Genomic DNA, 18,052 nt, shown 5'->3' with positions numbered 1-18,052 from the left:
GGCACGGGCAGTCCCGGGTGCCCGTTCAGGCAGACTTGATCGCCGAGACCTCGAGCTCGAGCGTGACCTTCTCGCTGACGAGTACGCCGCCGCCCTCGAGCGCCGCGTTCCAGCTGACGCCGAAGTCCTTGCGGTTGATCACCACCGAACCCTCCAGCCCGAGCCGCTGGTTGCCGAACGGGTCGGTCGCCGTGCCGGTGTACTCGAACCCGACCTCGACCGGCTTCGTCACGCCACGAATCGTCAGCTCACCACTGACCACGAACTCCGCGTCCCCGGTCTGCTTGACCGCGGTCGACACGAAAGTGATTTCCGGGTGCTCGTTCATCGACAGGAAGTCGTTGCTGCGCAGGTGGTCGTCGCGCTGGCTGTTGCGGGTGTTGATGCTCTTCGCCTGGATCGTCACCCGGCCGGACGAGTTCGCCGGGTTCTCCCCGTCGACGTGGAACGAGCCCTCGAACTCGTCGAACGCGCCCCGCACCTTCGTCACCATCGCGTGCCGCGCGACGAACCCGACCCGGGTGTGGGCGGGGTCGAGCGTGTAGTCACCGGACAGTGCGGCGTACTCGTTGGCCATCGCCAATTCCTCCAGCGTGATTAGTTGAAGTTTCCACAGTACAGATTTCACCTTTCTGCCCTGGATGTCCACCCGCCCGCGGCGTGTTCCAACGATGAACCTCTCCAGCCCGGAGAATGGTCCGGAGCTTGGGTTTCCAGGAGGGTGGGGGCTGTGCAGCGAAAGGTGTTCTGCGCGTCGGCGCCGAGTGACGTGTACCGGGCGGTGAGTACGGCGAACGGGCGGGAGCGGTTCTGGGCCGACGCGGCGCCCGAGGCGAACGGCGTGATCGCATTCCGGCTCGCCGACGGGCGGACCGACGAGAGCCGGATCGACGACGCCGTCCAGGACCGGCGGTACCAGCTCCGGTACTTCGGCCGCACGCTCAGCTTCACCCTCACGCCCGGCGAAGGCGGCGGCACCGACCTGACGCTCGAGTCCGACGACCCGGCCGACTGCGTCGAGGTGGTCGCGCTGCTGCTCCGGCTGAAGGCGCTGGTCGACTTCGGCGTCGACCTGCGCAACCACGACGGCACCCGCACCCACGCGTACGCCGACAGCTGACCGTTGCCGACAGCAACCGAGTTAATCGCTTGCGCGGACGGTACGGCAGCAGGTGTGATGAGTCTTCGAAGAATCGGAGGACCGTCGTGGAACCGCTCAGCGCTGACGAGATCAGGCGCTCGATCGTCAACTCGTCCAAGAGTCAGGTCAAGGCGCTGACGCTGCCCATCGGGTACGCGGAACTGCCCTGGGAGTCACTGGACTTCCTCGGCTGGCGCGACCCGAAGGCGCCCAACCGTGGCTACCTGGTGGTCCGGCGCGAGGGCGGCGTGACCGGTGTCGCGGTCAGCACCCAGTCCACCGGCGCGGCCCGCCGGTTCGCCGGCCTGTGCGACCTGTGCAACACCGCGCACCACGTCAGCGACATCGCGCTGTTCGTCGCGCGCCGCGCGGGCAAGGCCGGCCGGGAGGGCAACACTGTCGGTACCTACATCTGCGCCGATCTCGCCTGCTCGTTGTACATCCGCGGACTGAAGGAGCTCGACGTACCGCAGGGAGACACCGCGACGCCCGAGGTCCGCGCCGAACGGCTCGCGACCCGGCTCGAAACATTCGTGCAGCGCGTACTCAACTGAGCCCCGGGTACGCCATAGGCTGGTGTCATCCACCGGCCCGCGGATGACAAGGGAGAGCGAGTCGCGATGACCGAGTTCCAGATCACGCACGAGATCCACCAGGCCCACCCGGACATCCGCGAGAAGCTGACCGCGACCACGATCGAGGCAATCAACGAGTCCAGCGCCCGCTCCGCCGAGGACGCGGCCCGCATCCTCCGCCACAAACTCGGCGAGATCGGCGTCCAAATGAGCGAACCCGCCTGCCTGGCCGCCATCGAACGCATCCGCTCCGGCAAACAACTCCGCTTCGAAGTAGAACCCGCCCCGGAAGAAGCCTGACCCCCTCCCAGTCCTCTCACCCGCCGCCCCACGCCCGAACTGCTCGGCCGCCGGGTCCGCGACTACGCCGAGGTCCGCGCCGGGAGGTGGGTAGGGTGCTGGGCGTGGAGCTTGGTGAGTTGGGGCAGCGGATTTACGCGACGTCGTATCTGACTGGGGAGTTCCTGCTCCGGTCCGGGCAGACGACCTCGCACTACTTCGACAAGTATCGCTTCGAGGCCGACCCCGTACTCCTGGACGAGGTCGCCGCGGCGATGGTCCCGTTGGTACCGGCAGGCACCGAGGTGCTGGCCGGGTTGGAGATGGGCGGCATCCCGGTCGTGACCGCGCTCAGCCGGCACACCGGTCTCCCCTGCGCGTTCGTCCGCAAGCAGGCCAAACCGTACGGCACCGCCCGCCTCGCCGAAGGCGCCGAAACCGCGGGCCGCCGGGTCACGATCGTCGAGGACGTCATCACCACCGGCGGCCAGGTCGTCCTCTCCACCACCGACCTCCGAGCCCTCGGCGCCACCATCACCGACGCCCTCTGCGTCATCAACCGCAACCCCACCACCCCCACCGCCCTAACCGAAGCCGGCCTAACCCTCCACCCCCTGCTAACCCCCGCCAACCTCCAACCCCCCGCCTGACTCCTGCACGCCCTGCTAACCCCCACCAACCTCCAAATCCCGAAACCTGACCCCTCCACACCTTGCTAACCCCCACCGACCCCAACCCGACCCCTCCACGCCCTGCCAACCCCCACCGCCCTCCAACCCTCAACCCGACCCCTCCACGCCCTGCTAACCCCACCGCCCTCCAACCCAGCCCCTCCGCACGCCCAGACGCCAGCCGGCCTCCCCCCCCCAACCTGACCCCTCCACGCCTCGCTGACCCCGACCGCCCCCCCAACCTCCAACCTGACCCTCCGCACCCCCGGACGCCAGCCGGCCTCCCCCAACCTGCCCCTCCGCCGCGCAGCGAACTCCAACCTGACTCACCGCGCCGTCCTGACCCCCGTCGGCGTCCAACCCCCGCCCTTCTGACTCAGTCCCCCGCGAGCCGCTCGCGGCGACGCGCGCGATGAACTCGCCCCGCAGTGATGTGCGCCCTGCGGCGGCGCGGCCGGGCAGACCCCTGAGTCAGGCGTTTGGTTGCAGTGAGTACCAACACACGGTGACCGGTCAACCCGGAACAGTTGACGCGACGTCTCAACAGGCGGCAAACGGATGCACGGCGCCGGCGCGGGGAGCGCAGCCCGTTCACCAGAGGTAGCCGCTCATCGGCGCTTGACAGCAGCGCCGACCGCGTCGGGGATGAGGCCCGGCGCATTCACACATTCTCAGGGGGAATTCGTCATGGGTGAGGCACGTGCGGACGCGCCGGTTCGGCGCAACAGTGGCAACAACAAGAGCAATCACGCGGCGGGCGGCAAAGTGGAGTGCCGTACCGGACGCCGGCTGGACCCTACCGGTCGACCGATCGCCCGGACACGACCACAGGAACCCCTCGGGCGTACCAGGCTGCGAGGCGCCACGCTAGCGCCGGAGAGCCTGCGGACGCCGGTCGCCGTGACCTCAAACAGGGACACGGCAGCCGCGCAGCGCCAGGCACCGCCGGCACCGGCCGCCGTACTGCCTGCGCCACTGCCACGCTGGCGGCGAGCTTGGAAGCACCCCCGGCTGATGCAGAGCAACCGGCTGATCCTGACGGTCCTGCTGATCAACTTGGTGGTCTTCGGCTACGGACTGACGCAGCACTGGTGGGCAACGGTCGCGAACGTCGCCCTGGTGGCTCAGCTGAACTTCGCTGTCGGGGTGCTCGTTCGCCAGCAATTCTTGGTGAACGCGCTCTCGCGGGTGGTGATGACCGTACCCAAGTCCTGGCCGCTGCGGCTGCGCTGGGCGCTGGCCAAGGGGTACCACCTGGGTGGATTGCATGTCGGCGGCGCGATCTGCGGGACGTTGTGGTTCCTGGGCCTGACCGTCATTGCCACCGGCCGCGTAGGCGTTCCGGTACTGGTGATCTACTACGCCCAGGCCGCCCTGCTGCTGGCGATCGTGTTCACCTCGCGACCGAAGTTCCGGGCCAAGCGGCACGACCTGTTCGAGCGGATGCACCGGTTCGGCGGGTGGACGTTGTCGACGCTGTTCTGGAGCGGGGCGGTGCTGCTCGCCGACGAGGGCGCCGACGGCGACTCATTGCCGGAGGCAATCATCAGGACGCCGACGATCTGGGTACTCGTGGTGACTACCGCCAGCTCGCTGCTGCCGTGGCTGCTGCTGCGCCGGATTCCGGTCGAGATCACCCGTCCGTCGTCACACGTGGCGCTGGTCAAGGCCGCCGGGCGGCGGCCGATGGCCGGAACGACCCGCTCGGTATCGCGGCATCCGCTGCGGCAATGGCACAGCTTCGCGGTGGTCCCGACCCCGAACGCGCCGGGTTTCCGGATGGCAGTGTCCCGGGCCGGCGACTGGACCGCCGAGTTCATCGACAACCCACCTTCGCACCTGTGGGTCCGCGGCGTCCCGACCGCCGGGATGGCGAACTACGGCACGGTCTTCCGGAAGGTCGTCTACATCGTGACCGGCAGCGGCATCGGCCCCGTACTGGCACATGTCCTCGCCGCCCGAGTACCGCACCAGCTGGTCTGGGTGACCCGTGACCCGGTCAAGACCTACGGTCAGGAGCTGGTCGACGAGATCCTGACGGCAGCGCCCGGGACCCTGATCTGGGACACCGACGCCAACGGCAAGCCGGACATGGTGGAACTCGCCTACTCGGCGTACCGGTCGTCGGGTTCCGAAGCCGTGATCTGCGTGTCGAACAAGAAGGTGACCTGGTCGGTCGTCCACGGCCTGGAGAGCCGGGGAATTCCGGCACTGGGCCCGATCTGGGACTCCTGATCGCAACCCGGCCGGCGCGATGCACACCGATCCGCGCGCCGGCCGGCACCCGCCAGCTCGCCGCGGGTGCCGGCCGGCACCCGCCAGCTCGCCGCGGGAACATGGGATCGCGGCGGCGGTCGGGCCCTTCGTCGGCGGCACCTTGGTGGACATCGGTCGACCTTGGAAGAACCATTCCTCAGCCGGCTTTGCGTTCGGGGGCGGGGAGTAGTCGGCGGAAGTCGTCAGTGGAGATGATCGGGACACCGAGCTCCCGCGCCGCTCGAGCCTTGACCGACAGGCTGTCGACGTCGGCGGCAACCACGAACGTGGTCTCCGAACGCACCGCCTCCTGGGGTACGAAACCCGCCGCCACCGCGCGGTCCCACCACACCTCGCGCGGCTCGACCATGTCGCCGGTGAACACCAGCGTGCTCCCCGGCGGAAACCCCCGCGCCCCAGGACGATCCGGTACGACGTACTTCCCGCCGCTCACCCGCATCAGCGCATCGTCGACATCCGCCGCGCCACGCCCAAGCATCACCGCGACCTGGTCGAGGTCACTGCGCTGATCCGGCGTGACGGTCCCATCCGCGTACGAGGCGGTCGCCAGCGCGGACACGTACCACCGGTGCAGACTCTCCACCTGTGATCGCGTCAGCCCGAGGTCGGTCGCGACCTGCACCAGCTGGTCGGCGTCAGCGGCGGTGATCTCCCGGTTCGCCAGGATCGTGTCGAGCAACACCAAGTACGAGTCGGCCTGCGGCGGTTCGGGTACGCGCGGCAACTGGTCGACGAGTCGACTCATCCATCCGTGCCGCCCGCCCGCATGCACCGGCCGGACAGTCGGCGCGACGTCAGTACGCGGCAAGGCTGGCCAGGGTAGTCGGCGCACTTCTTCATACGCCCATTGCCAAGGGGGAGGTGACGGAAACGCCTTCAGGTACGAGCCGAACAGCTCCGCCGTGGCGCGGGTGTCGGCGAGCGCCGAATGCCAGCCCTCGATCGAGATCCCGGCCGCCGCGCAGCACGCGCCCAGCGTCCGTTTGGCGCCGGGATACAGGTAGCCGGCCAGCGCCATCGTGCACATCGACCGCTCGGTGATCAACGGCGCGACCACCCCGAGCCGCGCGAACTCCGCCCGCAGGAACCCGAGATCGAACTCGACGTTGTGCCCGACAACCATCCGCCCTGCGAGCAGTTCCGCCAGCTGCGCGGCGACATCGGCGAACGCGGGCGCCGCCAGCACGTCAGCGGTCAGAATGCCGTGGATGTGCTGCGGTCCCAGATCGCGCTGCGGATTCAGCAACGTGACCCACTCACGCTCGACCTGTCCGCGTGCGTCCAGCAGCACGACCGCGATCTCGATGACCCGGTGCCGATGGCTCGGCAACAGACCAGTCGTCTCGGTGTCGATGACGGCGTACATCCGGGCCTCCTCCGGCTTTACTGACCGACTGGAACAACCCAATCACACGCCACCGACACTTTCCGTCACGTCAGTCGCCCGGCCGCCCGCTCGTCTGCTCACCACCAGATTCGACCGTCGGCTCAACCGACCGCTCGACAGTCCTAGGCGGTGCCCCAAGCGGTGTCCCAGGCGATGTCTCGGCCGGTGTCTCCGGCGGGAGGTCCACCGCGATTTCCGCGCCCAGTCGCGCGCCGTGCGACAGCTGAAGCTCGTCGCCGCTCCAGAACCTGCCGGGGTCGTACCAGTTCGGCCGCCGTCCGCGCAGCAGTCCCATCGCCTCGTACGTCACCGCGACCACCTCCGCGCAGTACGCGGACTCGAGCTCCAGTTCGCGGTTGCCCTGCCGGAACGCCGGCACCCGGCCGCGTACCCACCGCGAAGCGAGCCGCGCGGTCGAAGGGAACGGCGTACCGTCCAGCCGCGCCACCGTCTGCAGCACGGCGTCCTCCATCTCCCGTGTGACCGGGTGATCGAGCTGCCGAATCCACGCGTGCTGACCGTACTTGCGGCCCCAGACCAGAACCGCGTCGCGCAGGTCGTGCAGCTGTACGCCGCGATGGTGAGTCCCTGTCCACATATCCGGCAGCGATCGCCCCAGCTCGGCGTGCCACATCAGCGGCGGGAGGTCCTCCACGACGACCGCCATACCGACGTGGTTGACCGGGCTGTTGGTGGTCAGCTGGATCGCGCGATCCGCCGCGCTACCGCCCCGGAACAGCCAAATGTCACCTGTTCGTGTCAGATCCGTAGCGTCATCCAGTGAAATCCGGGTGTTCACGTCGCTAGGTTAGTCGTCATGAAGGTATGGAAGGTGGTAGGGCTTGCGGGGCTCGTCGGCGTGGCTGCCACGGGCGTTGTGGTCGCACGGGGCGAGCGGAAGCGCCGGGCGTACACGCCGGAAGAGGTCCGCGATCGCCTCAAGACCCGGGTCAAGGAAGCAGCGAACGCCTGACCCCGGCACTGATCGGTTCGGGTGAGCAGGGCACGCCGTAACTCGGTGGGACGGCGCTGCCCTCGCTCGCCTGGCCGGGTCAGTTAGCCAGCCGGAGTTCGCCAGCCGAATCGGCGGCTGGCTGAATCAGTTGTGTGGCTGAATCAGTTGTGGCCGGATCAGTTGTTGCATTACGCAACGACCCGTCTATAGGTTGTGCAAGGCAACTTGTTCGAGGCGGCCGGCGGTGATCGTCGCTGTCTGGTAGGTGCAGTACGGCTGCCGGCGGCGATCCGTCGGCGATCCTGGGTTCAGCAACCGCAGCCCGCCCGGGCTGGTGGTGTCCCACGGGATGTGGCTGTGCCCGAACACCAGCGCATCGACACCTGGGTACGCCCGCTCGCAGCGCTCTTCGCGGCCTTTCGCCGTACCCGTCTCGTGCACGACGGCGATCGACAACCCGTCGAGCGTCACCCGCGCCACTTCGGGCAGCCGTGATCGCAGCTCGGCCCCATCGTTGTTGCCCCAGCAGCCGATCAGCCGCCGCGACCGCGCCTCGAGCTCGTCCAGCAGCGCGACGCTCACCCAATCCCCAGCATGGATGACAACGTCGGCCTGCTCGATCGCAGCCCAAACCGCCTCCGGCAACCTCTTCGCCCGCACCGGCAGATGAGTATCCGAGATCAGCACCAGGCGCATACGCCCACTGTCTATGCGTTCAGCGCCTCGATCAACTCCTCCTCATGCCTTCAGTGACTCGACCAACTCTTCCTTAGGCCCCCAGCGACTCGATCAACTCCTTCTCCTTCTCCGCGCTCAGCCCGGCGCGGCGCTCGCGGTCCAGCCCGAGCTCCCGCTCCCACGCGAGCACATCCGCCAGGAACTCGCGTCGCGGCCGATGCGTGAGCCCCGCCGCCGCGGCCGCCGCACCGCTCCGCGACGACCAGCCCTCGTACCCGGGCTCGGTGATCCACATCGCCAGCGATTCCGGACCCATGTACTGCTTGATCTCCTGCTCCTCCAGCCACTGCCGCGGCGCGCGCACCACCGGACCGGTATGACCGCCCACCTCACGCGCCAACTCGATCCACTCACCGAACGGCACCACCGGACCGACCGTGTCGAACGTCCCGGTCCGTCCCTCGGTCGCGCCGTCCAGCAACCAGGCAGCCAGATCTCGTACGTCGATCACCGAAGACGCCAGCTCCGGTGTGTCCGGTACGAGCAACGGGTCCTCCGGCGCCCGCGCCGCCCGCGCGACCCACGCGCCCGACCGATCACTCGTATCCCCCGGCCCGCCGATCAGCCCGGCGCGAGCGATCACCAGCCGATCCCCGACCACCTCACGCGACGCGAGCTCACAAGCGACCTTCGCCTCGCCGTACTGCTCCTTGTCGGCCACATCCTGATCGGTCGGCTCACGCACCGCGGCGGACTCGTCCGCACCCGGCGTGTCGAACTTCTCGTACGCATTCCCCGACGACACGTACGTCCAGTGCTTGGCCCGCGCGCCGAACGCGGCCAGCGCGCCCTTCACGAACCCCGGTTGCCACGACACCTCGAACACCGCATCCCACTCGCGGACCGGCACCGCATCGTACGCATCCGGCCGGCTGCGATCCGCGGCCACCAGCGTCGCGCCCGCCGCGACCTCACCGCTCTCGCCCCGCGCCACACAAGTCACCGAATGCCCACGCGCCAGCGCCTGCGCCGCGATCTCGCGCCCGAGCCACGCCGTCCCACCGAGGATCAGAATCTCCATGCCCGCAAGCCAATCAGGCCGCACCGACAATTCCCAAGCACCTCTGCCGAGGGCAGACAGCGAGCATCTCGGCGATCACCTCGGCGGCCATCTCGGCAACCATCTCGGCGGACTGCCGGCGGACCGGCGGCGACGGCGGGTGAAGCGGTGCCCGCGCCCGGTCACCACCGGGGCCGAGGCCTTGTCAGGCAGGCGATCCGGGCGCACTGTCGAAGCAGTGGATGCCTGGGGGTGTCTATCAGACACGGCCAAGAGCGGGCGTCCGTGAACCCAGGGGGAAGAGATGACTGGTTTCGTTCAGATCATCGAGTACCGGACGTCGAAACCGGACGAGATCGCGACACTGATGGAGGAGTTCCGGGCGAAGCGGGTGGCCGCGAACGACGGACCTGCACCGGTTCGTACCACCGCATGCGCCGACCGGGACGTACCCGGCAGGTACTTCGCGATCGTCGAGTTCGGGTCGTACGAGGAGGCCATGGAGAACTCCGGCCGGTCCGACACGAGTGAGTTCTCGGCTCGGATGATGGAGCTGTGCGACGGGCCCGGGACCTTCTACAACCTCGACCTGGTGGCGGTGATGAACTACTCCTGAGTAGCCATCAGCTACGGGCTGGTGTGGTCGCGGCGGTCAGGTGCGGCGTACACCGGCTCGCCCAGGCGTACGCCGCACCTGTGGTCGGCGCACCGGCTCCGCGAGGGGGTTCGGAACCGGTACGCCGGATCAGGGGGTCAACGGAACACGCGGTACGACGACCAGCCGGACGGCGGCGCCGCGCCGTACGCCCCTGCCTCCCCGTCGGAGTGCAACGGGTCGGGGTCCTGCGGCGCGATGCCGTAGTTGCTGGTGGACAGGCGTGCCGATGACTGGTTCGTCGGAAGCGTGGAGTCGGGAGCCGGCCCGTGCTGGTGACCTGGTGGCTCAGAGCTGTTCTGGTGGTCTGATGGCTCAGAGCTGTTCTGGTGATCCTGTGCCTCGGATCTGGCGTGCCGGCCTGGTGAGTCGGTCCGGTCCGGTGCTGCCGATCCGCCCAGGTGATCGGGGTCAGGTGGCTCGGAGGAGTGCAGATCCGGCCAGGGCTTCGGTGGTAGGGACTCCGGCGGCGGCAGCTCCAGGTCCGGGTCGGGGCCTGCCTCCGGGTCCATCCACTCGATCACGGTCGCCCCTCCGTGCCCGTGGATCGCGACGACCGACTCGATGCCGTCCCACACGGTCGTGGTCGGATAGTCCCCGTACCAGCGCAACGCGACCGCGCCGTCGCTGAACTGCACCCCTTCCGCGACCGGCCCCGTACCGCTGACGCCGGAAACGTCCTGGTGCCGGATCAACCGAAACCGACGGGAACTCATTTCGGCGCCACCTCCCACAACCGCTCCCCCGGCAACGCCCGTTCGGGCCCCGGATCGTGGTCCGGTACCGGGTCGGTAGTCACCCGCAACCCGGCAAACCTGCGCGACATGGCGGCCGCGTACCGCTCCGCCAACTCAGCCTCGGCCCGGTAATCGGCAACCAGATGGTCCCCGAACCAGACCCGTACCCGACGACGCTCAACCCGGACCAGGCCCGGCCCAGGATCACCACCGTCGGCCATCTCAATGCACCCGAAACCGCAGCGCACCGTTTCCCATCAGCGACCTCGCAAGACAACCCTTCACGTCAATCACTTCCACTTCCCTGTGGGGATGGGTTCACAGGAAGTGACGCACGCCAACCGTCTTCATGACGCCGTTTCCCAAACTTCCTCACAATCCGTAAACCACCCGCCCCCTGACGGCTCCTTAGCCCGCCACCGCCCTACAACAGCCAGCGCCCACACAACCTGCCCCACCGCCACCAGCCCCGCACTCAGCCGCCGCGAGTCCACACCCAGGGCCGCCAGCCGCCGAGACCCTCCGCGTCGGGGTGACCGGCGAAACGCGCCTTCCTTCGACTCCGGGTCGTCAACGCGCTCCAACCCCAGCGCCGCACCCGGCCACCTCCCCCAACGCATCACTGCCGGCGAGGAAAATACTGTCATCGGTCGACGTCATTGCTCCTTGATCGAGACGCCCAGTGCGAAGCGTTAGGTGACGACCCATGGCTCCCAGGTGGGGCGGTCTGGCTCGTCCAGGGTGATATCGGCCTCGAAGGTATGCGCACCACGACCCGGTAGGTACGCCGCGACCAGGAACTCGACATTGTGAGACAACAATGCCGGTACGTCAGCGAGCGCATCCGTCAGTACCTCGAACGCCAGCCGAGCCTCCTCAGCCTGCGCGTCCTTTCGCACCCGCGACTGCACATCCACAACAACCGGATACCGATCCATCGCCTGCGTCTCACCCGCATCAGGCAAGTACTCGTTCAACCCCACATACACCCCGACAACCCCATCGAACGACCGCGCCCGGCCCTTGTACTGCAACTCCCCCGTCTTATCCCTCAAATCACCCACCAACTCCAGCCCAAGCACCTCAGCCACCCGCCCGGCCGCAACCTCCAATCCCCCCTCCAACACCACAAACACCTGATCACTATCCGCCATCACGACTCCTTCATGCACTGAGCTTTCGCATCGACGAATGCTGCATTGCCCTGTAATCAGACGTGTTCGTCCGGCACCCACGGTCGCCAGGATTCGATGTCCTCTACGTCGAGGGAGGTTTCGGGAGGGAAGACATGCGCCCCAGCGCCCGGGAGATACGCCGCGACGATCCAGGACATCGCCTGCGCCAGTACAAGCGCAACCGACGGCTCTGATGCCACCAGCTCATCGAAGATCGCCCGCGCCTCCCCCGCCTGCGTCGCCTCATTCCTCGAACCCGCGACACGCACCGAAATCACACCCGAGTACCGATCGATCGCCGAAACATCCCTCGGCTCCGGATCCTCCGCACCATAAACATTCGGCCCCACCACCAACAACACCCGCCCATCGACCGTACGAGCCGACCCCCGCAAAAAGAACTGCCCCGCCCGCAACTCCGGATCATCCACCGACTCCAACGCGAGGACACCCACCAACCACCCCACCAACACATCAAGCGACTCACGCCCAGCCAGAAAAATCGTGTCACTGTTCGCCATCAGTGCTCCTTCGTATACGTGATCAGGCGCCCGTCACCGAGGATGACGTGGACATGGTCGGCAACTATTCCACCCGGCTGGCCGCAGGCCCTGCGATATGACCTCCAGGCGACGTCTTCGGTCAGGCCGACAGGCCTGCCGTCGATCAGGATTTCGCTGTGCTCGCCGGCCTGTTCTGTGGCCTCATGGATATTCCTTTTGATCGCGTTTGAACTAGCGCTCTTCGGCGTCTTGAACTCGAACACCACACCGGCCACGTCACTGGCCTTCCGCACCATGCTGTCCGGATTCGCGACCCTGTCCTGACTGTGATCCGCAAGCCTCGCGTCGACGCGCCAGCCCTCCTCTGCAAGTCGGTCAGCAATCGCTCGCTCCTCAGGGTTGAAGGAGCCGACCGGGTCGAAGACCCCGGGGCTGAATCGGAGCTCCAGCGGACGTGAGTCGAAGGCTGGGTCGAAGTCGAGGGCTTCTGGTGTCTTGAGGTCCGAGGGGTGGATTTCTGTTGTGATTGGGGCCAGTGGGGGGTTGTCTGCGTAGTCGAAGGTGGCTTGGAGGTGGGTGGGGGTGATGGTGAGGGTGGCTTGGTTCCATTGTTCGGGGGTGGTTTTGGCCATTGAGTCCAGGAGGGTTTGGATAGCTTTGGTGAGGGCTGGGTCGGGGGTGAGGGCGTGGTCGGTGGTGAGGCGGGACTCGCGTTGGTCTTCTTCTTTTTGGTTGCGTTCCTCGTATTTTATTTCGTCGTGTTCGGTGATGGTTATTTCGAATTCGAGGAGGTCTTCGTTCTCGCGGCGGTCGTCGTCGTCTTCTTCGTTGTCTTTTTCGTGGGCTTTGCGGTATTTTTCGAAGGCTTTGCGGGCGACGGTGATGACTGGTGGTTCGTCGTCTTCTTCGAGTTCCAGGTCCTCGTACGTTGCGGTGAGGCGCTTGGTGCGGCCCTGGGAGTCGCGGGTGGGGGCGTCGCCGGTGCCGCCGGTTGCTTTGTTGCGGTCGGCCGAGTTGGCGGCGGGGCGGTTTGTGGCGGGGCCGGCGGCGCCGACCAGGCCTTCGGCCCAGCCGCGGGCTTTGGGTGGGGCCATCGAGAGGTAGTGCGCGGCGGCCTCGCAGGCGCGGGCGGCGGCGTCGAGTTGCTGGGCGGCGACAGTTGCCTGGCCCTGGGACGCGCTCAGCGCGAGTTGCGCGTTTTCACGGCAGCGTACGGCGGTCCGCTGCAAGTGTTCGACCACGCGCGGGATCTCGTCGAAACAGTCGACCAACCCGCGGGCGACCCGCTGCAACTCCGACGGCATCAATACACCCCCGCGTACTCAGCGCAAACCCGGCCAGGGCGTCATGTCAGATCTGGTCGGCGTAGTTCTTGCAGCCGGCGGAGGCGATCTCCAGGGCCTCGGCGGCTTGTTCGACTGCTTTGCCGGCGGCTTCGAGGATCTCGGTGATGTCGCGGTCGATGCCGGTCGCGGTGCCGGCGATCAGGCTCTCCACCAGCTGGCTGTGCTGGGTGAACCGGAGTTTGAACCCGGCCAGCCCACCGGCTGCCTGCTTGGCCTCCATCGAGACCTGGTGCAGCTGTTCCTTGAGCCGCTGTACGTCGGACACCTCAACCCACTCCCAAACTAGTTGCGCTTCTTCGGCAGCACGATTGCAGTACCCGCCACCACGACCGGTACCGCGATGGCCAGCCACCACGGCAGACCGGCGGCCATCAGGACGAACACCAGCGCCGCACCGCCCCAGCCCCACCAGCGCGCGCCGGGCAGCCGCGGCAGGCCGAGCACCCGCGACGCGGCGAGCATCGTCACTGCCGCGATCGCCGTGGCCTCGACCGCGACCAGGAACGACCTGCTGATCGCCCACACCAGAATGAACCCGGCCAGCGCCAGGACCGCGCTGATGGTACGCCGCTGCCGCTGTTCTTGGAGGGTCCGCGCAGTCGTCCGGACCTGTTCCAGCTGGTCAACTGTTTCGGCCAGCTGTTTGGTGATCCGCGCGGCGACGGTCTCGATGTCGTTCAGTGCCCGGATCTCCGGCAGCGTGTGGTTGGCCCGCTTGCCGTCAGCCGGCAGTCCGGCTCGCTGCAGACTGGCGGCGGCCTTCTCGGCCAGTGCGTTCAGCCGGGTCTGTAGCTTCTGTCCGCGCTCCGCCATCGCATCAGCTTCGGCCGCTGCAGTCGCCTCGGCCTTCGTCTTGTGTGCGGTCAACCGGTCCTGCGTCTGTTGCGCATCGGCTCTGGCCATCGCGACGGTACGCAAAGCGCGCGTGTACTCGTTCCACAGCTGTTCTTCCGTTTTCATCGCCGTACCAGCTCCACCGCACGCTCCACCTCGTCCGGCCGCAACGCAGCGAACGGTACAACCACCTGCGCTTCCGGATGCAGGCCGTCCCACAACAGACCCCGGTGCGGTTCCGACGCCCAGCGCACCAGCGGACCGGCCACTGCGCGTACGCCGTCCTGTGGATGCCGTAGGAACAAGTGCGTCGCGACGTTGGCGCGCCCGTACCCGAGCTGTTCCGTGCAGACATGCAACCGGTTCCACCACCCGAAGGTGATGAGCCCCTGGGCCGGACCGTCGCGGACGATCTCCTGCAGCGCGTTCGCCGGGCTCTCGAAGAACCCCTCCGCGTGTACCTGCATCCGCGGTATGCCATGGAAGCCGAACCCGAGTAGGTAAGTGTTCCCGGCCTGTCCGGTACGAAGTGCATCGCGCAGCGAGAACAGCCGGGGCGCGATGTCGTCGTGCTTGTCCACTGTTTCGACTTCACAGCCCAACTGCCGCAACACCTGCACCAGCGCATCTTTGCCTTCAGCAACCGCGGGCGCGGAGTTGGTCCCGTCGATGAACACGAACCGCGGTGGCTCCACCGCAGCAGCTGCTGTCGAAACAGCCAGCCCGGTCAGTACGCCGAGCGCATCGACCAGGCCGTCGCCCAGCACAAGCACGCCGGCGCCGGGCTCCGGCCGTACCTCGATCTGCACCGGCTCTTCGGTCACCGCGATCGGCAGTCCGGTCCACGGCCGACCAGTCTCGGACCGCACCGCGGCCGCCGTGTCCGTCAGCCGCGCCGGCTCGGCCAGATGGAACACGCGCGGCGGCCGTACGTCGCCTGCTGTCTCCCACAGCTCCCGTCGCAGCGAGTCCAGCACTGGCTTGTCAGCGAAGCTCACCAGTACGTGCTGGTTGTCATCCGGTGAACCGAAGTTCGCGTTGAGTACTGCCTCGCCCCGGAACTGCAGCTCGGCCGCCGCTGTGTTCCCACTGCGCAGAATGGCCTGTGAGTCGGCCGGTGTCGTCTTCAGCGCGATCCGGTACGGCACCTGTCCGAAGATCGCGTCCCGCCGGGTCGACAGCCGTTTCACGCCCTCGATGGTCTGCGTCGCCAGCACGACGTGTACGCCGTACGCACGCCCCAGTCGTACCAACCGCTCCAACAGCTTCGCGGCCTCGTCCGCCAGCTCGTCATCGTCTTCCAGCAGCACCTGGAACTCATCCAGTACGACCAGGACCCGCGGCGGCCGCTCTGGACCTGGTGGAAGCTCCGCGATGTCCGCGACGTTCCCATGCGACTTGAAGACCTCACTGCGCCGCGCCAGCTCGTCGGACAGGTGCCGTAGTACTGCCAGACCGAACGCGCGGTCGCTGTGTACTCCAAGCACCCGCACCTGTGGCAGCCAGTGCGGCCGCTCCGGCCCCGGCCCGAGCGCTGAGAACTCCACTCCGTGCTTGAAGTCGAGTAGGTACATCTCCAGGTCCTTTGGCGCGTAGCGCGCAGCCAGACCGTGGATCAGGACCAGTAGTAGGTTCGACTTGCCCTGACCTACTGCACCACCGACCAGCACGTGCGGCAGCGCCGGGTTCCCGCTGCGCAGCCGGACGAGCGCGGGCGTACGGTCGTCGTACCCGATCACTGTGCCGATCTCGTCCTTGACAGGTCGCCACCAGGTAGAGCGGTCCGGCAGCGTACGTTCGAAGTCGACGGTCGGGAGTACAGCGAGCTCTGCCTGCTCAGCGATCACGTCACAAATGCCAGTAGCAACGGTCGCGTCGAACGGCGGGTCCAGCTTCGCCGGTGGCAGTTGCGCGATCTCCACGCGGTCATTGCTGACGACAACCGCGTCCAGCAGCTCCAGCAGCTGCTTGGAGTCCACATCCAGCTCAGCCGCAGTCGACGCGTCGTAGTGCACTAGGAAGCAGATACCGCGTTTACCGGCGGTCGCCGCGAGCCGGAGCAGGTCCCGCTGGGCGAGCGTGTCGATGCCGAACGGGTAGTCGAACAAGATGACCAGCCGGTACGGGTCGGTAACCTGACTGGTCTCCTTCAGTAGGTCCTCGAACCGCTCGTGCCCCAGCTGCGCCTGCCGACTGGCACGCAGCGACGACACATCAACCAGTCCGGACAGCACAGTGTGCAGCTGCTCCGCGGTGTGCGTTGCCCTGGGCACCAGTTGCGGGTACTTCGTGGTCAGGTGACCGAGCAGCCCCATCATCCCGGTCAGTCGCGGATCGAACGCGTCGATCCGCAGCCGGAACGGTTCGGCAGCTGCGATCAGCCGCAGCGCGACGCTCTGCAACAGCAGGCGCGCGGACTCGTTGCGGTTGGAGGTGACCTTCCAGCCGTTCGTCCGCAGCAGCGGCGCGACCACTGGCGTACCGGCGTCCAGTTCACCGACGCGTACGTACGCCGGGACGCCCGCGCCGACGAGTTGCCGGGATCGCCAGCGCGCGTCGTTCGGCGGGATCGATGCCAGACCAGGCGCGAGCCGATCGGCCAGCAACCGCGCCTTCGGCTCCGCCTCGGACATCGCCTCAGCCGTCTTCGCGTCGACCAGCGCCCGTGACTCGCGGCGGGCGATCGCCGTCTGCTCCTGCATCTGCCGGTGCAGCTGGACCGCGCGCTGGTGCTCGCCGTGCGTCAGCCGGCGCGCGTTCTCCAGCAGTTGTCCCAAGGCATGCTGCAGGCCGCGAATCCGTGCTTCCAGCACCTCCGGCGCGGCACCGGCGTTGTGATCCGCGGCTGGGTCGGCAGCTGTCTTCGGCGCGGAGCGCGCTGTCTCTCCCTCACGCGCGGAGCGCGCTGTGCCTCCCTCACGCGCGGAGCGCGAAGCCGATCCGGGCATACCTGCCCCGTCAGGCTTCTCCGTCACGAGCACCGCCCTTTCACCCTTGCCCCGCGACCGTATCGATTGCCTGCGAACCACCAGCGAACTGCCTTGTCCAACAATGTCACACCAGGAGCCCCATCCGTCACTCCAGGCATCGGTAGTCTCACGACCTATTCGGCGACGATCTCCAGCTCGTACCCGTCGCTGTCGTGCAGGAAGGCGGCGTAGTGCTGCGGCCCGCCGGCGTACGGGTGCCGGTCGGCGAACATCAGCGTCCAGCCGTGCCCGGCCGCCTCGGCGACGATCCCGTCCAGCTCGGCCCGGTCCGCCGCGTTCAGCGCGAGGTGGTTCATCCCCGGCCGCATCCGGTCGTGCTCGCCGGCCGACATCGCCGGGCTCTGCTCGACCACCAGGTAGCTGCCGTCCGGCGCCGTCCAGGTCATCCCGCCGGGCCAGCCGTCACCGTCCTTCCAGCCCATCCGGTTGAGTACCCAGCCCCAACTCGCGACGGCCCGGGACAGGTCCGGAACCCAGATCTCGACGTGATGCACCGCGGCAGCCATCGGAGCATTATCTGTGCTCGTCGGAATGGTTCGACACGGCCATCGAGATCGCGCCGGAAATCAGCAGCCAGACCACCGCCGCGAGCAGCCACGGCCACCACGGCCGGACCTGCGCGGCCTCGGCGACGGCCTTGCCGAACAGACCGCCCGCGGGCGCGAAGACAAGCACGAGCAGCACTCGCGCGATCCTCGTCTCCCTGGTCATTCCTTCATTGTCCGAGCCGTCCGTCGGACGCGCAGAAACCTTGGCGTTTCGCGCCCGGTCATCTTTTTGTCCGTGGCA

Annotated in this window: 22 protein-coding genes; 7 read left to right on the top strand and 15 right to left on the bottom strand. The window is 67.6% G+C overall.

The window, feature by feature from the left end; all coding sequences use genetic code 11:
* Positions 1 to 25: 25 nt before the first annotated feature.
* Entirely contained in the window at positions 26 to 628 is a 603-nt protein-coding gene (locus tag HDA44_RS02830) for a YceI family protein (protein ID WP_425557126.1), read from the bottom strand.
* A gap of 102 nt (positions 629 to 730) precedes the next feature.
* Here HDA44_RS02830 and HDA44_RS02825 point away from each other — a divergent pair, with 102 nt between their 5' ends.
* The 5 genes from HDA44_RS02825 to HDA44_RS02805 all read left to right on the top strand — a co-directional run bounded on the left by HDA44_RS02825 (position 731) and on the right by HDA44_RS02805 (position 4,901).
* Positions 731 to 1,120 carry a hypothetical protein gene (locus HDA44_RS02825; protein WP_184831056.1) on the top strand — a complete coding sequence of 130 codons (390 nt, stop codon included), beginning with the start codon at positions 731 to 733 and terminating at the stop codon, positions 1,118 to 1,120.
* Positions 1,121 to 1,206: 86 nt separating this feature from the next.
* Positions 1,207 to 1,695, top strand: coding sequence for an FBP domain-containing protein (locus HDA44_RS02820; RefSeq protein ID WP_184831054.1), 489 nt, complete (start codon positions 1,207 to 1,209; stop codon positions 1,693 to 1,695).
* 66 nt (positions 1,696 to 1,761) lie between these two features.
* Complete coding sequence (locus tag HDA44_RS02815) at positions 1,762 to 2,016, top strand: hypothetical protein (protein WP_184831052.1); 255 nt, start codon at positions 1,762 to 1,764, stop codon at positions 2,014 to 2,016.
* A 95-nt stretch (positions 2,017 to 2,111) separates the two neighbouring features.
* Entirely contained in the window at positions 2,112 to 2,645 is a 534-nt protein-coding gene (locus tag HDA44_RS02810; RefSeq protein ID WP_337905603.1) for an orotate phosphoribosyltransferase, read from the top strand.
* 921 nt (positions 2,646 to 3,566) lie between these two features.
* Positions 3,567 to 4,901: a ferredoxin reductase domain-containing protein gene (locus HDA44_RS02805; protein ID WP_184831050.1), complete on the top strand. Its 1,335-nt coding sequence runs from the start codon at positions 3,567 to 3,569 to the stop codon at positions 4,899 to 4,901.
* A gap of 178 nt (positions 4,902 to 5,079) precedes the next feature.
* On the opposite strand, the gene HDA44_RS02800 is transcribed toward HDA44_RS02805, so the two are convergent.
* Both HDA44_RS02800 and HDA44_RS02795 read right to left on the bottom strand, forming a co-directional pair.
* Complete coding sequence (locus HDA44_RS02800; RefSeq protein WP_184831048.1) at positions 5,080 to 6,309, bottom strand: exonuclease domain-containing protein; 1,230 nt, start codon at positions 6,307 to 6,309, stop codon at positions 5,080 to 5,082.
* A 70-nt stretch (positions 6,310 to 6,379) separates the two neighbouring features.
* Positions 6,380 to 7,129 carry a hypothetical protein gene (locus HDA44_RS02795; protein WP_337905602.1) on the bottom strand — a complete coding sequence of 250 codons (750 nt, stop codon included), beginning with the start codon at positions 7,127 to 7,129 and terminating at the stop codon, positions 6,380 to 6,382.
* Between the two features lie 18 nt (positions 7,130 to 7,147).
* On the opposite strand from HDA44_RS02795, the gene HDA44_RS02790 reads away from it, so the two are divergent.
* Positions 7,148 to 7,303 carry a hypothetical protein gene (locus HDA44_RS02790; protein WP_166677970.1) on the top strand — a complete coding sequence of 52 codons (156 nt, stop codon included), beginning with the start codon at positions 7,148 to 7,150 and terminating at the stop codon, positions 7,301 to 7,303.
* Between the two features lie 186 nt (positions 7,304 to 7,489).
* Here the strand turns inward: HDA44_RS02790 and HDA44_RS02785 are convergent, their stop codons facing one another.
* Together HDA44_RS02785 and HDA44_RS02780 are read right to left on the bottom strand one after the other, a co-directional pair.
* Positions 7,490 to 7,981 carry a metallophosphoesterase family protein gene (locus HDA44_RS02785; protein ID WP_184831047.1) on the bottom strand — a complete coding sequence of 164 codons (492 nt, stop codon included), beginning with the start codon at positions 7,979 to 7,981 and terminating at the stop codon, positions 7,490 to 7,492.
* A 73-nt stretch (positions 7,982 to 8,054) separates the two neighbouring features.
* Complete coding sequence (locus tag HDA44_RS02780; protein WP_184831045.1) at positions 8,055 to 9,044, bottom strand: Rossmann-fold NAD(P)-binding domain-containing protein; 990 nt, start codon at positions 9,042 to 9,044, stop codon at positions 8,055 to 8,057.
* Positions 9,045 to 9,327: 283 nt separating this feature from the next.
* Between HDA44_RS02780 and HDA44_RS02775 the strand changes: the two genes are divergently transcribed.
* Positions 9,328 to 9,639 carry a hypothetical protein gene (locus tag HDA44_RS02775; protein WP_184831043.1) on the top strand — a complete coding sequence of 104 codons (312 nt, stop codon included), beginning with the start codon at positions 9,328 to 9,330 and terminating at the stop codon, positions 9,637 to 9,639.
* Between the two features lie 137 nt (positions 9,640 to 9,776).
* Here HDA44_RS02775 and HDA44_RS36895 read toward each other — a convergent pair whose 3' ends face one another.
* From HDA44_RS36895 to HDA44_RS02725, 10 genes are all read right to left on the bottom strand, one after another.
* A complete protein-coding gene (locus HDA44_RS36895) occupies positions 9,777 to 10,394 on the bottom strand; it encodes a hypothetical protein (protein WP_238352343.1) in 618 nt (205 codons plus the stop codon).
* Positions 10,391 to 10,636 (bottom strand): hypothetical protein, encoded by a 246-nt coding sequence (locus HDA44_RS02765; protein ID WP_184831041.1) that lies wholly within the window; start codon positions 10,634 to 10,636, stop codon positions 10,391 to 10,393. Before HDA44_RS02765 ends, HDA44_RS36895 begins: the two co-directional genes overlap by 4 nt.
* A gap of 471 nt (positions 10,637 to 11,107) precedes the next feature.
* Positions 11,108 to 11,569 carry a hypothetical protein gene (locus HDA44_RS02760; RefSeq protein ID WP_184831039.1) on the bottom strand — a complete coding sequence of 154 codons (462 nt, stop codon included), beginning with the start codon at positions 11,567 to 11,569 and terminating at the stop codon, positions 11,108 to 11,110.
* A gap of 56 nt (positions 11,570 to 11,625) precedes the next feature.
* The gene (locus tag HDA44_RS02755; RefSeq protein WP_184831037.1) at positions 11,626 to 12,111 is read right to left on the bottom strand and encodes a hypothetical protein; all 486 of its coding nucleotides are present in this window, start codon (positions 12,109 to 12,111) and stop codon (positions 11,626 to 11,628) included.
* Positions 12,111 to 13,397 (bottom strand): hypothetical protein, encoded by a 1,287-nt coding sequence (locus tag HDA44_RS02750; protein ID WP_184831035.1) that lies wholly within the window; start codon positions 13,395 to 13,397, stop codon positions 12,111 to 12,113. Before HDA44_RS02750 ends, HDA44_RS02755 begins: the two co-directional genes overlap by 1 nt.
* A 46-nt stretch (positions 13,398 to 13,443) precedes the next feature.
* Entirely contained in the window at positions 13,444 to 13,704 is a 261-nt protein-coding gene (locus tag HDA44_RS02745) for a hypothetical protein (protein WP_184831033.1), read from the bottom strand.
* A 17-nt stretch (positions 13,705 to 13,721) separates the two neighbouring features.
* Complete coding sequence (locus HDA44_RS02740) at positions 13,722 to 14,399, bottom strand: hypothetical protein (protein ID WP_184831031.1); 678 nt, start codon at positions 14,397 to 14,399, stop codon at positions 13,722 to 13,724.
* Positions 14,396 to 17,248 carry an FtsK/SpoIIIE domain-containing protein gene (locus HDA44_RS02735; RefSeq protein ID WP_337905601.1) on the bottom strand — a complete coding sequence of 951 codons (2,853 nt, stop codon included), beginning with the start codon at positions 17,246 to 17,248 and terminating at the stop codon, positions 14,396 to 14,398. Before HDA44_RS02735 ends, HDA44_RS02740 begins: the two co-directional genes overlap by 4 nt.
* 128 nt (positions 17,249 to 17,376) lie before the next feature.
* Positions 17,377 to 17,769 carry a VOC family protein gene (locus HDA44_RS02730; protein ID WP_184831030.1) on the bottom strand — a complete coding sequence of 131 codons (393 nt, stop codon included), beginning with the start codon at positions 17,767 to 17,769 and terminating at the stop codon, positions 17,377 to 17,379.
* Between the two features lie 7 nt (positions 17,770 to 17,776).
* Complete coding sequence (locus HDA44_RS02725) at positions 17,777 to 17,974, bottom strand: hypothetical protein (RefSeq protein WP_184831029.1); 198 nt, start codon at positions 17,972 to 17,974, stop codon at positions 17,777 to 17,779.
* Between the last annotated feature and the right edge of the window lie 78 nt (positions 17,975 to 18,052).

Source organism: Kribbella solani (assembly GCF_014205295.1).
Lineage (GTDB): Bacteria > Actinomycetota > Actinomycetes > Propionibacteriales > Kribbellaceae > Kribbella > Kribbella solani.
This window is presented reverse-complemented; position numbering and strand designations above follow the sequence as displayed.

Excerpts from the sequence above, each read along its gene's own strand:
- HDA44_RS02755 (WP_184831037.1), bottom strand. The coding sequence starts at position 12,111 with ATGGCGAACAGTGACACGATTTTTCTGGCTGGGCGTGAGTCGCTTGAT.
- HDA44_RS02740 (WP_184831031.1), bottom strand. The coding sequence starts at position 14,399 with ATGAAAACGGAAGAACAGCTGTGGAACGAGTACACGCGCGCTTTGCGT.
- HDA44_RS02725 (WP_184831029.1), bottom strand. The coding sequence starts at position 17,974 with ATGACCAGGGAGACGAGGATCGCGCGAGTGCTGCTCGTGCTTGTCTTC.
- HDA44_RS02750 (WP_184831035.1), bottom strand. The coding sequence starts at position 13,397 with ATGCCGTCGGAGTTGCAGCGGGTCGCCCGCGGGTTGGTCGACTGTTTC.
- HDA44_RS02775 (WP_184831043.1), top strand. The coding sequence starts at position 9,328 with ATGACTGGTTTCGTTCAGATCATCGAGTACCGGACGTCGAAACCGGAC.
- HDA44_RS02780 (WP_184831045.1), bottom strand. The coding sequence starts at position 9,044 with ATGGAGATTCTGATCCTCGGTGGGACGGCGTGGCTCGGGCGCGAGATC.
- HDA44_RS02760 (WP_184831039.1), bottom strand. The coding sequence starts at position 11,569 with ATGGCGGATAGTGATCAGGTGTTTGTGGTGTTGGAGGGGGGATTGGAG.
- HDA44_RS02815 (WP_184831052.1), top strand. The coding sequence starts at position 1,762 with ATGACCGAGTTCCAGATCACGCACGAGATCCACCAGGCCCACCCGGAC.
- HDA44_RS02785 (WP_184831047.1), bottom strand. The coding sequence starts at position 7,981 with ATGCGCCTGGTGCTGATCTCGGATACTCATCTGCCGGTGCGGGCGAAG.
- HDA44_RS02800 (WP_184831048.1), bottom strand. The coding sequence starts at position 6,309 with ATGTACGCCGTCATCGACACCGAGACGACTGGTCTGTTGCCGAGCCAT.
- HDA44_RS36895 (WP_238352343.1), bottom strand. The coding sequence starts at position 10,394 with ATGAGTTCCCGTCGGTTTCGGTTGATCCGGCACCAGGACGTTTCCGGC.
- HDA44_RS02765 (WP_184831041.1), bottom strand. The coding sequence starts at position 10,636 with ATGGCCGACGGTGGTGATCCTGGGCCGGGCCTGGTCCGGGTTGAGCGT.
- HDA44_RS02790 (WP_166677970.1), top strand. The coding sequence starts at position 7,148 with ATGAAGGTATGGAAGGTGGTAGGGCTTGCGGGGCTCGTCGGCGTGGCT.
- HDA44_RS02730 (WP_184831030.1), bottom strand. The coding sequence starts at position 17,769 with ATGGCTGCCGCGGTGCATCACGTCGAGATCTGGGTTCCGGACCTGTCC.